Here is a 15,071-nt window from a genome sequence, read left to right as displayed (position 1 = left end):
CGCCGACAGCGGTATGCTGACCGTGGACGGGCCCGGCATCCGGGCCGTGCCCGGCGTGTCGACCGGGACACCCGGTTTGGAAGATCACGGCCCGGCCAGCTACCCTTGCAGGGTTGCCTCGTGCGGCCCATCCGGTCTGCGCTGGCCGACGCAAGTCGGCAAGGCATTTTGACGACATCAGTTTCCGGTTCAGCGGGCATACGTGCGCCGCTGTCCGCTTATGACATGAAGGAGCTCGCGACATGGCTGCCGTTTGCGACGTCTGCGCCAAGGGCCCCGGTTTCGGGAAGTCGGTCTCGCACTCGCACCGGCGCACCAACCGTCGCTGGAACCCGAACATCCAGACCGTGCGTGCGCAGGTTGCCCCTGGCAACACCCGCCGGATGAACGTGTGCACCTCCTGCCTGAAGGCGGGCAAGGTCGTTCGCGGCTGATTCTCAGCCCGTACATTCTGCCGACAGTGCCCCGGCACCCCGCGTGGGTGATCCGGGGCTTTGTCGTCGATGGGGGCCGAGGTGCCTGACTGGCGGATCGAGGCACTGACCGGCGAGCGCGTCACCGCACTGGCCGCCTGCCACATCGCGAGCTGGCGCGAGGCGTACGACGCCCTCGTCCCCGGGCATGTGCTCGCCGGATTCGACCTCGAACGCTCCGCCGCCATCTGGGAACGCCGCCGCACCGACGGGACCCACCGGTTGCCGATCGCGCTGGCCGGTGACCGGCTGATCGGTTTCGCCGCCGCGACCGACACCGAACTGGAAGCCCTCTACGTCCGCGCGGCGTGGCACGGCACCGGCGTCGCCGACGCCCTGATCGACGCCGCCGCGCCGGGTTCACCGTGCACGCTGTGGGTGTTCGGCGACTATCCACGCGCCCATGCCTTCTATCGCAGGCACGGCTTCGCCGACACCGGAGTCCGCCGGGTCGACCCCTTCACCCTGCTGCCCGAACAGTTGTGGCGCCGCGGCCTCAGCCGGGCCGTGGACTATCCGTAGGTGGTTCAGGGCGAGAGCATCTCGACGAGGAACGCAGTGAGCCGCCTCGTGTCGGTGCCGTCGACATCGAGGGGCGGCACAAGGTCGGCGACGCTGAAACCGATGAGCCCGGCACCGGAGAGCGCTGGACGGAGAAGCAGGGCGAGCGTTTCGTAGTCGATACCGCCGCCCTGGGGATAGGTGACCGCCGTGAGGACCTTCTCATCCAGGACGTCGACGTCGAGGTGGACCCAATAGCGGCCGATCTTGTCGGCGCGCTGCGCAATGTCGGCGCCGACCGCGGTCGCGTCACGCCGCCTCAGCTCGTCCGCTGCGATTCTCACGGTGCGCTTGTCGACGACACGCTCTTCGAGGCCGTCGCTGGGGCGGTAGCCAACGGCGATGACATCGCGGGGGCTGACGGTGGGTGGCGGACCGGCGAGGTCCACGATTCCAGGGGGACCGTGCCCGTAGCTGATGGCGAGGTCCATGTCGGCGCACTCGCCGGTCGGCGAGGTGCTGCCGTCCAGGGAGTCGAGGTGGCCGTCGAAGAATGCCAGACCAACCCGGCCCATGCTGAGGCGGGCACCCGCCAGCGCGCCGACGAGGAAGCTGCAGTCGCCGCCGACCACCAATGGCCGCAGCCCATCGGCGAGCACGCCGCGGACCCGGTCCCGGACCCCCACGCACGCGTCGCGGACCTGAGCGAAGCCGACGATCCCCGTCGCCGGATCGCGACGCGCGTCGGTCAAGAGCGGATGCATATCGCCCCGGTCCGCAATCCCCAGACGGTCGACGAGCCCCGCCGCGCGCAGGGCATCGGGGCCTCGTTCCTCGCCCCGACCCCTCCCCGAGCAGTCCAGCGGCGATCCCAGCAGCGCCCAGCGCCTCCCACTCATCGCACCCACTCGCTGAGCCTCCGATCGAACGAAGGTGGCGGTCCGATCCTGCACTCGGCATCAATGCCGCTCAGCCGAGAATTGGCGGAGATTCCGCTACCGGATCAGTCTGTCATCACTCGGTGTGTGACGGTAGCCACGGGCGTGTTCGCGCTTCGGCCGCACAGCGACGCCACGCAGTGGCCGGAAACCGGCGTCCGCCGCATCGACCCTGCACACCCTGCTGCCCGAACAGTTGTGGTGCCGCGGCCCTCGCTAGGGTGACGAGATGAGTACCACCGAACCGGTCACCGCCGTCACCCTCGTCGACGGCGTGCTGCAGCTGACGATCGCCACCGCCGCGGCGGGCACCTCGATGAATTTCGACCTGGTCAATGAGGGCACCGAAGCTCTGCGCTCGCTCGATTCCGAGGTCGGCGCCGTGCTGCTGACCGGTGCGGGCGCCAATTTCTGCGCGGGCGGCAACGTCCATCACTTCGCCGGTGCCGACGACCGCGGCGCCTACCTGTACAAGCTGGCCGACGAGCTGCACGACTTCGCGCGCGCCCTGGCCGCCACCCCTGTCCCGGTCGTCGCCTCGGTGCACGGCTGGGCCGCGGGCGCCGGCATGAGCCTGGTGTGCGCCGCCGACATCGCCATCGGTGGCCCGTCGACCAAGCTGCGCCCCGCCTACCCTGGCATCGGCCTGAGCCCCGACGGTGGCATGTCCTGGCTGCTGCCCCGCATCGTCGGCGCGAGCCGTGCCAGGGAGATCCTGCTCACCGACGCCGTGATCGGCGCCGAGGAAGCCGTGCGCCTCGGCATCCTGAGCCGCACCGTCGCCGACGACGAGGTCCGCGCCGAGGCCCTGCGCGTCGCCCGGAGTTTCGTCACCGGCCCCCGCGCCACGTACTCGGCCATGAAAAAGCTGCTGGCCCAATCGCCAACGGCGACCCTGGACCAGCAGCTCGACGCCGAACGCGACAGCATCGCCGCCGCCGCGAACAACAGCACCGGCCGCGAAGGCGTCGACGCCTTCGTTGCCAAGCGCAAGCCCGATTACCTCGGGCTGAACTGAATCAGCCTCAGCAGGCTGCGCCGAGGGCGCTGAAGGTGTTCTGCAGCAGGCAGGTCACCTTCGCGTTCACGCCGGCGGAGATGGTGGAGGTGCCGGTGGAGGTCCATTCCTCACCGATCTGGCTGGTGGCCACCGGCGCGGCCTGCTCGTCGTAGGGCTCGAGCGCGAGCCCGGCCGCGTTGGCCGAGGCGGCGCCCGCGGTGAGGGCGGCGGCGACGGCGGCGGTCGCGACGGCAGCGCGAACGGTCGTGATGTGCATGCGGTTGTGCTCCTTCATCATTTTCTTCTGGTGCGGGCGACGCCCCGGGTCAGGGCAGCCGCCAATCGACTGGTTCGGCGCCGAGTTCGTCGAGCAGTTCGTTGACCCGGGAGAAGGGTCGCGAACCGAAGAAGCCCCGCGAAGCCGACAGCGGTGAGGGGTGCGCCGATTCGATATAGGGGATCTCGGCCTCGGTGAGGGTGGGTTTGAGCGAGCCCGCGTCGCGGCCCCACAGCACGGCGACCAGCGGTTCGTCCCGGGCGACCAGCGCACGGATGGCCTGCTCGGTGACCGCTTCCCAGCCCTTGCCGCGATGCGAGGCCGGGGTGCCGGGGGTGACGGTGAGCACCCGGTTCAGCAGCAGCACACCCTGATCCGACCACGGGCTCAGGTCACCGCAGCTCGGCGTATCGAAGCCGAGGTCCTTGCTGTACTCGGCGAAGATGTTGGACAGGCTGCGCGGCACCGGCGAAACATCCGGCGCGACAGAGAAACTCAGGCCCATGGCGTGGCCCGGCGTCGGGTAGGGATCCTGGCCGACGATCAGCACGCGCACCGCGTCGAACGGGCGCCGGAACGCGCGCAGCACGTTCTCCCCGGACGGTAGATAGCCGCGACCCGCGGCATTCTCCGCGCGCAGGAATTCGCCCATCTCGCTGATCCGGTCGGCGACCGGTTCCAGTGCCCGGGCCCAGCCCGGATCGATGATCTCCGACAGTGGTTTGGCACCCATGACCGCACAACCTATCGTTTCCGGCCGGTGGGCGTGGCGTCCGCCCCACGGAACGATTCCCAGCCGGTGCCGCCCGCGGGCCGCGCACCGTCCACGGTGACGCCACTGCCTGCGGTGACGACCCCGATCGGCCGCCAGCCGGGCGGCAGCGCCGTGCCGGCGGGCCAGGTTCCCGCGAAGGCGTGGTCCTCGCCGCCGGCCAGAATCCATTGCGCCGCATCGGCATCGAGCAGGCGGGCGATCGCGGTCAGTTCGGGATCGGCCAGCGCCGCGCTGTGCACGTCGACGGCGACCCCGGAGGCCGCGGCGAGATGACCGAGGTCGGCGAGCAATCCGTCGGAGACATCGGTGAGCGCGTTCGGGACCGAGCCGCCGACCACGTCCAGCACGGCGCCATACGGCGGCTGCGGAACCCGATGTGTCGCAAGGGCATGCGCGAAGGCTGGATCGGAAGAGTCCGCGCTGCCGGACAATACGGCAAGCCCCGCACCGGACCAGCCGAGTTCGCCTGCGACAGCGACGATGTCGCCCGCCTCGGCACCCGCACGGGTGATCGCGGCCTGCCCGCCCAGGTCGCCGAACGCGGTCACCGAGACGACCAGCTGTTCGCTGAGCACCAGATCGCCGCCCGCGATCGACCCGCCCGCGCGCCCCGCCTCGGCCCACATGCCGTCGGCGATGCCCTCCACCACCGGCACCGGGGTGTCGGCCGGACAGCCGAGCGCGACCACGAACGCCGTCGGACGCGCGCCCATGGCCACGATGTCGGCGGCGTTCTGGGCGATCGCCTTGCGGCCGATGTCCTCGGGCGCCGACCAGTCGAGCCGGAAGTGCCTGCCTTCGACGAGCATGTCGGTGCTCACCACGAACCGGCCGTCGGGCGCGGCGACCAGCGCGGCATCGTCACCGGGTCCGAGCAGGACGTGCGCTGCCTGCTGCCTGCCCGCGTTGATCCGGTCGATCAAGGCGAACTCGCCCAGCTCACGCACCGTCTGCGGACGGCTGTCCTCGCTGATGACCGGCCCCTTCCCACTGTGCTGACGACCGACGAAATCGCCCCGACGGTACCCTTTCGGAGGCGATCGGACACAACGGAAAGGACCGGACGGTTATGGCGGCGGATTCGTCGGACTCGACAGCGGCAGACGATCGGGACAACACGTCCCCGGCCGGCGACGGCCCCGACACCGCGCCCGAGTCCTCGACCGGCAAGCCGACGACCGGCTCGGACGCCGATTCGGCGGCGGGCACCGCGTCGACCGACAGCGGTGCCGCCGACAGCGACGCGAAGCCCGACGCGAGTGCGAAGCGGGACGCCGACGCGAATCCGGAGGCCGACACCGATGCCGATTCCGATGCGAAGCCGGATGCGGATGCGGATGCGGATGCGGATGCGGATGCGGATGCGGATGCGGATGCGGATGACGACGATACGTCGACGCCCTACTCCCCCGCGCTCATCGCCACCGCCGTCGCCCTGCCGATCGTCCTGATCGTCGGCGTCCTCGCAGCCGCCTTCCTCGCCCTGCGCGCCCCTGTCGAACGCGAACCCCTCCCCCTCGGCCCGGTCCCCGCCCCCGCCGCCGACGGCCCCGCCTGCCAGGCCCTGCTCCCCGCCCTGCCCGCCGACCTCGGCGACTACACCAAGTCCACCCTCGCCGAACCGGCGCCGCCCGCCACCCGCGCCTGGCAGCACCCCGACGGCGGCGAACCGATCGTCCTGCGCTGCGGCCTCGACCGGCCGCTGGAATTCAACCGCGCGTCCACACTGACCGAGATCAACGGCGTGCAGTGGTTCCAGGTCCGCGACGAGGTCGGCAAGGTCGGCACCTGGTTCGCCGTCGACCGCGAAACCTACATCGCCCTGACCGTCCCCGACGGCTCGGGAACCGGCGCGATCACCACGGTGTCCGACGTCATCACCGCGAATCTGCCTGCCCGCCAACCGAACCCGGGCGAACTGTAGTTTCGGCGACCGGCGCAGCCGCCGAGGACACAGCTCAGCGCAAACCGGTGCCGCGCGCCACGGCTGTCTCGATCAGCGTCGACACCAGCGCCGGGTAGTCGATCCCAGTCGCTTCCCACATCCGCGGGTACTGCGAGATCGGGGTGAACCCGGGCATGGTGTTGATCTCGTTGATCACCGGACCGTCCGCGGTGACGAAGAAGTCGACACGCGCCAGCCCCTGGCAGTCCAGTGCGCGGAACGCGGCCACCGACAGCTCGCGGATCTGGTCGGCGACCTCGTCGTCGAGCTTGGCGGGCACATCGAATTCGCACACGTCGTCGAGGTACTTGGTGGCGAAGTCGTAGAACTCGGGTGCGGCGGCATCGGCGTCGGGCATCCGGATCTCGGAGACGACGCTGGCCCGCACCTGGCCGTCGGCGAATTCCAGCACGCCGCACTCGACTTCCCGGCCGACGATGCCCGCTTCTACGATCACCTTCGGATCGTGCTCGCGCGCCGCGGCGATCGCGGCGTCGAGATCGGCCCAGCCGGTGATCTTGGTGATGCCGATCGAGGACCCACCGCGCGCCGGCTTCACGAACGCGGGCAGTCCGATCCGTGCCCGCTCCGCCTCGGTCAGCGTCGCGGTACCGGGCCGCAGCACGACCTGCACGCCGACGGGCAACCCCTCGGCCGCCAGCAATTTCTTGGTGAACTCCTTGTCCATGCCCGCGGCACTGGCCAGCACGCCCGCCCCCACGTAGGGGACGCCGGCTAACTCGAGCATGCCCTGTAAGGTCCCGTCCTCGCCGAACGGACCGTGCAGGATCGGGAACACCACGTCGACCCGGCCCAGCGCGGCCGAGGGATCGTCGAGCGCCACCAGCGCACCGGCGCGGCTGGGATCGGCGGCCAGGGTGAGCGCGGTGCCCGCCGCGTCGACCGCCGGCAGCGAACCGTGGCTGAGCGCGAGTTCGCCGATGCCCTCGGCGAGCACCCAGCCGCCGTCGGCGGTGATGCCGATCGGCACCACCTCGTAGCGTTCTGGATCGAGGTTGCGCAGCACACTGCTCGCCGACACACACGAGACGGCGTGCTCGCTGCTGCGCCCGCCGAAAACCACGGCCACCCTGATCCGGTTCGTCATGAACGTCACCGTAACCGTTTGCCCGGTTCGCGGCGCTATCGCCCTACTCGGGTTTGATCCGCCTGCCGAGCAAACTGTCGACCGCCTCACGCACCGAAAGGCCCTCGTGGCACACCCGGTGCACCGCGTCGGTCAGCGGCATCTCCACCTGATGCGCGGCGGCCAGGGCCCGCACCGATGTGCACGACTTCACACCTTCGGCGACCTGCCCATTGGTCGCTTCCTGCGCGGCCTGCATCGAACCGCCCGCGCCGAGCACATGGCCGAAGGACCGGTTGCGCGACAGCGGCGAGGTGCAGGTAGCCACGAGATCACCGACACCGGCGAGCCCGGCCAGGGTGACCGGCTGCGCTCCGAGCGCGACCCCGAGCCGGATGACCTCGGCCAGCCCGCGGGTGATCAGGCTGGCGACGGTGTTGTCACCGAGCCCCATCCCCGAGGCGATGCCACAGGCCAGCGCGATGACGTTCTTGCACGCGCCACCGATCTCGCAGCCGATCACATCGGTATTCGTGTACGGCCGGAAATACCCGGTGGCGCAGGCCCGCTGTGCCACCCCGGCACGCTCGGTGTCGGTGCACGCGATCACCGTCGCCGCGGGCTGACATTGCGCGATCTCACCGGCCAGGTTCGGACCCGACAGCACCGCGATGCGTCCCGGCTCGGCCCCGGTGACCTCCGCGATGACCTGACTCATCCGCAGCAGGGTGCCGGTCTCGATGCCCTTGGCGAGACTGAGCAGGGTGGCGTCGGCGTCGATATCGCCCTTCCACCGGTCCAGATTCGCGCGCAGCGACTGCGACGGCACGGCGAGCACGACCAGGTCGGCGCCCGCGAGCGCGGCCCCGTGATCGTCGGTGGCCCGCACGGGCGGCAACTGCACGCCGGGCAGGTAGAACGGGTTGCGATGCTCGGTGTCGAGCGCCTGCGCCACCTCGGCTCGCCTGGCCCAGATCGTGACATCGGTCCCCGCCTCTGCCAACACCTTCGCGAACGCGGTGCCCCACGACCCCGCACCCATAACCGCCGCCCTCGTCATCAGCTCAATATGCCATGGAAGGATTGACCCCATGCGTCCGCACACCGTGCACGCCGTGATGGCGGTCAAGCACATCGATCGGGCCAAGAGCAGGCTGGCCGACGTGCTGACTCCCGAGCAGCGCGGGCAGCTCGTGCTGGCCATGTTCGCCGACACCGTCGCGGCAGCGACCGCCGTGCCCGAGGTGTTGTCGCTGACCGTCGTCACGCCCGATCCACTCGTGGCCGCCCGCGCCCGCGAGCTCGGCGCGTACGTGCTCGACGAGCCGGTGGGCGCCGACGATCCGCTCAACACGGCCCTGGCCGCAGGGGCCGCCGACGTGCGCGACCGGCACGGCCCCGCCCATCTGCTGGCTCTGCAGGCCGACCTCCCCGCCCTGCGCCCGGCCGAACTCGCCGACCTGCTCACGGTCGCGCCCGACGGAATTCGCTCGGTCGTGATCGATCACACCGGCACCGGCACCGCGGCATTACTGGTCCGCGATACCACCGCCGCACTGGCACCACGTTTCGGCGCCGACTCCGCCCGCGCCCACCGCGACGCCGGCGCGCACCCCCTCTCCGGGCACTGGCCCGGCCTGCGCTGCGACGTCGACACCCCCGCCGACCTCGATACCGTCCGCACGCTCGGGGTCGGCCCGCGCACCGCGATCACGCTCCGCGAATTCGGGCTGCCCGCACGGATCGGTGACCCCGTTCGCACCGTGTGCTAGCCGATCGCCGCAATCAGTTCACATCGGGCGAACCGGTCGGTGTCATGCTGCGGACTGCCCGGTATGTAGGGGATGATTGATGCGTGAGCGACACGGAAACCATCAAGCAGCAGCCCCCGATTTCCCCGCCACCTGCGGCCGCCATCGCCTCGGGCGGTGACACCACCTCGCAGCGATTGCCCCGGGATCGCTATCTCAACCGCGAACTGAGCTGGCTCGACTTCAACGCCCGGGTGCTCGCTCTCGCCGAGGACGCCTCGCTGCCGCTGCTCGAACGCGCGAAGTTCCTGGCGATTTTCGCCTCGAACCTCGACGAGTTCTACATGGTCCGTGTCGCCGGGCTCAAACGTCGCGCCGAGACCGGTCTGTCGGTGCGCTCCGCCGACGGCCGCTCACCGTCGGAACAGCTGGAGATGATCACCGCGCGCGCCCAGGAACTCGCCGAGCGCCACGCGAACGTCTTCCTCGACGACGTCGATCCGGCGCTGGCCACCGAGGGCATCGACCTCATCGGCTGGGCCGATCTCGACGACGATGAACGGCAGCGCCTTTCGGGCTACTTCACCGACCAGGTGTTCCCCGTGCTCACCCCGCTGGCCGTCGACCCGGCGCACCCGTTCCCCTACATCTCCGGCCTGAGCCTCAACCTCGCCGTGACGGTGAAGGACGCGGGCACCGGCGGTGAGCATTTCGCCCGCGTGAAGGTGCCCGACAATGTCGACCGGTTCGTCCGCGTCCGGCGCACCGCGGCGCCGTCGGCGATCGCGGCGTTCCTGCCGATGGAAGACCTCATCGCCGCGCACCTCGATCTGCTGTTCCCCGGCCTGACCGTGGTGGAGACGCATTCGTTCCGGATCACCCGCAACGCCGATTTCGAGGTCGACGAGGACCGCGACGAAGACCTGCTGCAGGCGATGGAACGCGAACTCGCCCGCCGCCGTTTCGGTAAGCCGGTGCGGCTCGAGGTCTCCGACGACATGACCGAGCACATGCTGGAGTTGCTACTACGTGAGCTCGAGGTCGACCCCGCCGATGTGATCCAGGTTCCCGGACTGCTCGACCTGTCCTGCCTCTGGCAGGTCTACGGCGTCGACCGTCCCGATCTCAAGGACGCGCCGTATGTCCCGGCCACCCCGGCGGCCTTCGGCGAGCGCGAGACTCCGCGCAATGTCTTCGCCGCGCTGCGCGAGGGCGACGTGCTGGTGCACCACCCCTACGACTCGTTCTCCACCAGCGTGCAGCGTTTCATCGAGCAGGCCGCGGCCGATCCGCAGGTGCTCGCGATCAAGCAGACGCTGTACCGCACCTCCGGTGACTCGCCCATCATCAACGCGCTGATCGAGGCCGCCGAGGCGGGCAAGCAGGTCGTCGCGCTGGTCGAGATCAAGGCCCGCTTCGACGAGCAGGCCAACATCAAATGGGCGCGCGCACTGGAACAGGCGGGCGTGCACGTCGTCTACGGCCTCATCGGCCTCAAGACCCACTGCAAGACCTGCCTGGTGGTGCGCCGCGAGGGCTCGACCATCCGCCGCTACTGCCACATCGGCACCGGCAACTACAACCCGAAGACCGCGCGCCTGTACGAGGACGTCGGATTGTTCACGGCCGCACCGGAAATCGGCGCCGACCTGACCGACCTGTTCAATTCGCTGACCGGTTACTCCCGCAAGGAGGACTACCGCAATCTGATGGTCGCCCCGCTCGGCGTGCGGGCGGGCATCATCGACCGGATCGACCGCGAGATCGAACTGGCCAGGCAGGGACTCGGCGCGCGGATCCGGATCAAGGCCAACGCGATCGTCGACGAGCAGATCATCGACGCGCTGTACCGGGCCTCCCAGGCGGGGGTTCCGGTCCAGATCGTGGTGCGCGGCATCTGCGGCCTTCGCCCCGGTGTGGCGGGCCTGAGCGAGAACATCGAGGTGCGCTCGATTCTGGGCCGCTTCCTCGAGCACTCCCGGGTGATCGAGTTCGGCGCGCAGGAACAGACCTGGATCGGCAGCGCCGACATGATGCACCGCAACCTCGACCGCCGCGTGGAGGTCATGGTGCAGGTGAAGGATCCGCGCCTGGTCGAACAGCTCGCCATGGTGTTCGATTCGGCGCTGGACCCGATGACCCGCTGCTGGGTGCTCGGTCCCGACGGCACCTGGCAGGCAAGCCCGACCGCTGCCGAGGCCGGCGGGGTGCGCGACCACCAGCAGTTCCTCATGCGGCTGCGTCGTCCCGATCAGCCGTGAGCAAGGGCGTACAGAAACCGATGCGTGACCCCAGAGTGCGGCCCAACATCCATGCCGCGGGCGCGGTCCTGTGGCGCATCGGCGCCGCTGGGCCGGAAATCGCCGTGATCCACCGGCCCAAATACGGCGACTGGTCGCTGCCCAAGGGCAAGCTCGACCCCGGCGAGACCCCGATCGTCGCCGCGGTCCGCGAGGTCGGCGAGGAAACCGGCCTGCCGTGCACGCTCGGGCGCTATCTCGGGCACGTCACCTATCCGATCCCCGGCCACCGTCAGCTCAAGCGGGTCGACTACTGGGCCGCCGAAGCCGCGGCGGGCGAGTTCGCCGTCAACGCCGAAGTCGACCAGCTGCGCTGGTTCCCGCTCGACCAGGTGATGGATCAGCTGTCGTATCCGATGGACCGTCAGGTCGTGCGGATGTTCGCCCGGCTGCCCGCGACGACGAACACGGTGCTGCTGGTGCGCCATGCCAAGGCGGGCAAGCGCGCGCGCTTCGACGGACCCGACGAGTTGCGCCCGCTCGAGCCCGCCGGCGAGCAGCAGGCGAAGGCATTGACGCCGAATCTGCTGGCGTTCGGGGCATCCGAGATCCATTCGGCCGATCCGCTGCGCTGTATCCAAACCGTGACACCGTTGGCGGAACAGTTGAACACCGAAATCAATTGCGAGCCAATGTTTTCCGAGCAAGGTTACGATTCAGCGAAAAGCGCCGCGCGGCAGCGATTTCTGTCTTTGGTAACGGATCGGGGTGTCCCGGTCGTGTGCAGTCAGGGCGGGGTGATTCCCGATCTGGTGCAGTGGCTCGCCCAGCGCAGCGAGCTCACGCTGCCGCCTGCCCGCAATCGCAAGGGCAGCGTCTGGGCATTGTCGTTCGTCGGGGACCGATTGGTCGCCGCCGACCATATGGACCGTTCGCTGTCGACGGGCATCGTCACCGCCTGAATACCGGCCTGAGTGCCCTCAAACAGCCGAAACGGCCCCGGGTTTCCCGGGGCCGTTCTCGGTCCAGTGGTGGGTGATGCGGCTCAATAAGCACAGGCGCGACAGCGTTCCACAGTCTTTCGCGCATGGCCGGAGCGAAGGCGGAGGTACGCCTACGTGCACATTCCCCGACCCGATCCCGCTGCGGCGGGATCAACGAGCACGACGGGTGGCTGTCTTCTTCGCAGCAGTCTTCTTCGCGGGGGCCTTCTTGGCGGCCGTGGTCTTGGCGGCGGTGGTCTTCTTGGCCGCCGTGACCTTCTTCGCCGGCGCCTTCTTGGCCGCGGTCACTTTCTTTGCCGCCGTGGTCTTCTTGGCGGCGGTGGTCTTCTTCGCTGCCGCCGTCGTGGTCTTCTTGGCGGCGGGTGCCTTGGTGGCTGCCTTACGGGCGGTGGTCTTGGCCGGACCCTTCGACGGCGTCGCCTTCTTGGCGGCGGTCTTCTTGGCCGCCGTCTTCTTGGCTGCCGCCTTCTTCGCCGCCACCGGGGCGTTCACGCCGCGCTTGACGGCGGGGCCGGACGCGGCCAGCTTCTGCTTGCCCGCGATCACCGCCTTGAACTGAGCGCCCGGCCGGAAGGCAGGCACCGAAGTCGCCTTCACCTTCACGGTTTCACCGGTACGCGGGTTACGGGCAACCCTGGGGGCACGCTTGCGCTGTTCGAACACACCGAATCCGGTGATGGTGACGCTTTGACCTTTGTGCACGGCACGGACGATGGTGTCGACCACGTTCTCGACAGCCGCAGTAGCCGTGCGCCTGTCCGTACCCAACTTTTCGGTCAGAACGTCGATCAGTTCCGCCTTGTTCATTGAATCCTCCGCAGACTAATGGCCCGTCGTCGGACCGACTAGGTACCACGGTAAACCCAGTTTGAGCAAGAGTCTATGTGCCACGCCAAAATTCATGTGGTTTAGCACACGTCCAGCTACCGCCCCCAGGGGATGCGCCGCCAATCGTCGGTGGTGATTACGCTTGCGAAATAGGCTCCGGCAGCGTCACGGGTTTCCATGACGGCCTTCCCTTTTCGAAGTCGCCGATGACGTCGGCCTGGCGCAACGTCAGGCCGATGTCGTCCAAACCCTCCAGCAGACGCCACCTGGTGTAGTCGTCAATATCGAACGGCAACACGACGGTTCCCGCCGTCACGGTGCGCGCGGTCAGGTCGACAACCAATTCCAGGCCGGGCTGTTCCTCCATCAGCTTCCACAGCATTTCGACATCGTTCTGTGACATCTGCGCGGCCAACAGGCCGCCCTTGCCCGCATTCCCACGGAAGATGTCGGCGAAACGCGACGAGATGACCACCCGAAAGCCGTAGTCCGACAGCGCCCACACCGCGTGCTCACGCGAGGAACCGGTGCCGAAATCCGGTCCGGCCACCAGAACACTGCCGTGACGGTAGGGCTCGGTGTTCAGAATGAAGTCCGGATCGGCCCGCCAACCGGCGAACAAGCCGTCCTCGAAACCCGTGCGGGTCACCCGCTTCAGGTAAACGGCGGGGATGATCTGGTCGGTGTCGACATTGGACCGGCGCAGCGGGACCCCGATGCCTTTGTGAACAGTGAAGGCTTCCATAACGATTCTCCTTCGATCGTGGTGGTCGGGGCGCTCAGGCCAGATCGGCGGGCGAGGACAGGGTTCCGCGGACCGCGGTGGCGGCGGCCACCAGCGGCGAGACCAGGTGGGTACGGCCACCCTTGCCCTGCCTGCCTTCGAAATTGCGGTTCGAGGTGGACGCGCAGCGCTGGCCCGGCTCGAGCTGATCGGGATTCATGCCGAGGCACATCGAGCAGCCCGCCTGGCGCCATTCCGCGCCCGCGGCGGTGAAAATCTCGCCGAGTCCTTCTTTTTCCGCCTGCGCGCGCACCTTCATCGACCCGGGTACGACCAGCATTCGCACCCCGTCGGCGACGTGGCGTCCCTTCAAAACATCGGCGACGGCACGCAAATCCTCGATCCGGCCGTTGGTGCAGGAACCGACGAATACGGTGTCCACGCTCACCGCGCGCAGCGGCATTCCCGGCGTCAGGTCCATGTAGCGCAACGCCTTCTCGGCGGCGTCGCGCTCGTTCTCGTCGGCGATCTGGGCCGGATCCGGCACGTCGGCGCCCAGCGGCAGGCCCTGGCCCGGGTTGGTGCCCCAGGTGACGAACGGGGTCAGCTTGTTCGCGTCGATATGGACCTCGGCGTCGAAAACCGCGCCCTCGTCGGTCTTCAGCGCCTCCCAGGCGGCCACCGCGGCGTCCCAGTCCGCGCCCTGCGGTGCGTGCGGGCGGCCCCTGAGGAATTCGTAGGTCACCTCGTCCGGGGCGATCATGCCCGCGCGAGCGCCCGCCTCGATGGACATGTTGCAGATCGTCATCCGCGCTTCCATCGACAGCTTGCGGATCGCCTCGCCGCGGTACTCCAGCACATAGCCCTGGCCGCCGCCGGTGCCGATCTGGGCGATCACGGCCAGAATCAGGTCCTTGCTCGTGACGCCGGGCGCCAATTCGCCGTCGACGGTGATGGCCATCGTCTTGAACGGGCGCAGCGACAGCGTCTGGGTGGCCAGCACGTGCTCGACCTCGCTGGTGCCGATGCCCATCGCCAGCGCGCCGAACGCGCCGTGGGTGGAGGTGTGGCTGTCGCCGCACACCACGGTCATGCCCGGCTGGGTCAGGCCGAGCTGCGGGCCGACCACGTGCACGATGCCCTGCTCGACATCGCCCATCGGGTGCAGGCGGACGCCGAACTCGGCGCAGTTGCGGCGCAGCGTCTCCACCTGGGTGCGCGAGACGGGGTCGGCGATCGGCTTGTCGATGTCGGTGGTGGGGACGTTGTGGTCCTCGGTGGCGATGGTGAGATCAGGCCTGCGCACCGGCCTGCCCGCCGCGCGGAGCCCGTCGAAGGCCTGCGGGCTGGTCACCTCGTGCACGAGGTGCAGATCGATGTAGATCAGGTCGGGTTCACGGGAGGAACCTTCGCCGGCACCGGTAGTGACGACGTGCTGTTCCCACACCTTCTCTGCCAGTGTGCTGGCGCGCTCGGCCATGGCTTGATCACCTTTCGACGGGCATACTTGGTATCTCAACATATGAGA

Annotated in this window: 16 protein-coding genes; 7 read left to right on the top strand and 9 right to left on the bottom strand. The window is 69.0% G+C overall.

Annotation, left to right across the window (positions count from 1 at the left end; translation table 11 throughout):
• The first annotated feature begins 242 nt into the window (after nt 1-242).
• Both rpmB and ACFWF2_RS04600 read left to right on the top strand, forming a co-directional pair.
• The gene (rpmB, locus tag ACFWF2_RS04605; RefSeq protein WP_011210730.1) at nt 243-434 is read left to right on the top strand and encodes a 50S ribosomal protein L28; all 192 of its coding nucleotides are present in this window, start codon (nt 243-245) and stop codon (nt 432-434) included.
• Nucleotides 435-515: 81 nt separating this feature from the next.
• Nucleotides 516-995 (top strand): GNAT family N-acetyltransferase, encoded by a 480-nt coding sequence (locus tag ACFWF2_RS04600; RefSeq protein WP_379304593.1) that lies wholly within the window; start codon nt 516-518, stop codon nt 993-995.
• 5 nt (nt 996-1,000) lie between these two features.
• Here ACFWF2_RS04600 and ACFWF2_RS04595 read toward each other — a convergent pair whose 3' ends face one another.
• Nucleotides 1,001-1,873 (bottom strand): arginase family protein, encoded by an 873-nt coding sequence (locus ACFWF2_RS04595; RefSeq protein WP_379304735.1) that lies wholly within the window; start codon nt 1,871-1,873, stop codon nt 1,001-1,003.
• A 268-nt stretch (nt 1,874-2,141) separates the two neighbouring features.
• Here ACFWF2_RS04595 and ACFWF2_RS04590 point away from each other — a divergent pair, with 268 nt between their 5' ends.
• Nucleotides 2,142-2,930 (top strand): enoyl-CoA hydratase/isomerase family protein, encoded by a 789-nt coding sequence (locus ACFWF2_RS04590; protein ID WP_379304591.1) that lies wholly within the window; start codon nt 2,142-2,144, stop codon nt 2,928-2,930.
• Between the two features lie 7 nt (nt 2,931-2,937).
• On the opposite strand, the gene ACFWF2_RS04585 is transcribed toward ACFWF2_RS04590, so the two are convergent.
• From ACFWF2_RS04585 to ACFWF2_RS04575, 3 genes are read right to left on the bottom strand one after another with little or no spacing between them, the layout of a single operon-like run.
• Nucleotides 2,938-3,189, bottom strand: a complete 252-nt coding sequence (locus tag ACFWF2_RS04585; protein ID WP_378849454.1) for a hypothetical protein — start codon at nt 3,187-3,189, stop codon at nt 2,938-2,940.
• A 49-nt stretch (nt 3,190-3,238) separates the two neighbouring features.
• The gene (locus ACFWF2_RS04580; RefSeq protein WP_379304589.1) at nt 3,239-3,922 is read right to left on the bottom strand and encodes a uracil-DNA glycosylase; all 684 of its coding nucleotides are present in this window, start codon (nt 3,920-3,922) and stop codon (nt 3,239-3,241) included.
• Between the two features lie 11 nt (nt 3,923-3,933).
• A complete protein-coding gene (locus ACFWF2_RS04575; RefSeq protein ID WP_379304733.1) occupies nt 3,934-4,938 on the bottom strand; it encodes a thiamine-phosphate kinase in 1,005 nt (334 codons plus the stop codon).
• Nucleotides 4,939-5,033: 95 nt separating this feature from the next.
• Between ACFWF2_RS04575 and ACFWF2_RS04570 the strand changes: the two genes are divergently transcribed.
• Entirely contained in the window at nt 5,034-5,888 is an 855-nt protein-coding gene (locus tag ACFWF2_RS04570; protein ID WP_379304587.1) for a DUF3515 family protein, read from the top strand.
• A gap of 34 nt (nt 5,889-5,922) precedes the next feature.
• Here ACFWF2_RS04570 and ACFWF2_RS04565 read toward each other — a convergent pair whose 3' ends face one another.
• Both ACFWF2_RS04565 and ACFWF2_RS04560 read right to left on the bottom strand, forming a co-directional pair.
• Nucleotides 5,923-7,017: a D-alanine--D-alanine ligase family protein gene (locus ACFWF2_RS04565; RefSeq protein ID WP_379304585.1), complete on the bottom strand. Its 1,095-nt coding sequence runs from the start codon at nt 7,015-7,017 to the stop codon at nt 5,923-5,925.
• Between the two features lie 43 nt (nt 7,018-7,060).
• Complete coding sequence (locus ACFWF2_RS04560) at nt 7,061-8,056, bottom strand: NAD(P)H-dependent glycerol-3-phosphate dehydrogenase (protein ID WP_379304583.1); 996 nt, start codon at nt 8,054-8,056, stop codon at nt 7,061-7,063.
• A gap of 31 nt (nt 8,057-8,087) precedes the next feature.
• On the opposite strand from ACFWF2_RS04560, the gene cofC reads away from it, so the two are divergent.
• From cofC to ACFWF2_RS04545, 3 genes are all read left to right on the top strand, one after another.
• Nucleotides 8,088-8,768, top strand: a complete 681-nt coding sequence (gene cofC / locus ACFWF2_RS04555; RefSeq protein ID WP_379304581.1) for a 2-phospho-L-lactate guanylyltransferase — start codon at nt 8,088-8,090, stop codon at nt 8,766-8,768.
• Nucleotides 8,769-8,851: 83 nt separating this feature from the next.
• A complete protein-coding gene (locus ACFWF2_RS04550; protein WP_379304579.1) occupies nt 8,852-11,008 on the top strand; it encodes an RNA degradosome polyphosphate kinase in 2,157 nt (718 codons plus the stop codon).
• 20 nt (nt 11,009-11,028) lie between these two features.
• Nucleotides 11,029-11,949 carry an NUDIX domain-containing protein gene (locus tag ACFWF2_RS04545; protein WP_379304577.1) on the top strand — a complete coding sequence of 307 codons (921 nt, stop codon included), beginning with the start codon at nt 11,029-11,031 and terminating at the stop codon, nt 11,947-11,949.
• Between the two features lie 192 nt (nt 11,950-12,141).
• On the opposite strand, the gene ACFWF2_RS04540 is transcribed toward ACFWF2_RS04545, so the two are convergent.
• The 3 genes from ACFWF2_RS04540 to leuC form a co-directional block, all read right to left on the bottom strand.
• Nucleotides 12,142-12,798, bottom strand: coding sequence for an HU family DNA-binding protein (locus ACFWF2_RS04540; protein WP_189024485.1), 657 nt, complete (start codon nt 12,796-12,798; stop codon nt 12,142-12,144).
• Nucleotides 12,799-12,955: 157 nt separating this feature from the next.
• Nucleotides 12,956-13,564 carry a 3-isopropylmalate dehydratase small subunit gene (leuD, locus tag ACFWF2_RS04535; RefSeq protein WP_189024488.1) on the bottom strand — a complete coding sequence of 203 codons (609 nt, stop codon included), beginning with the start codon at nt 13,562-13,564 and terminating at the stop codon, nt 12,956-12,958.
• 34 nt (nt 13,565-13,598) lie between these two features.
• Nucleotides 13,599-15,023: a 3-isopropylmalate dehydratase large subunit gene (gene leuC, locus ACFWF2_RS04530; protein ID WP_379304572.1), complete on the bottom strand. Its 1,425-nt coding sequence runs from the start codon at nt 15,021-15,023 to the stop codon at nt 13,599-13,601.
• Nucleotides 15,024-15,071: the final 48 nt, after the last annotated feature.

The organism is Nocardia sp. NPDC060259 (assembly GCF_042728775.1).
GTDB lineage: Bacteria > Actinomycetota > Actinomycetes > Mycobacteriales > Mycobacteriaceae > Nocardia.
Note: the sequence above shows the minus strand (reverse complement) of the source record. Positions and strands in the feature narration are given on the sequence as shown.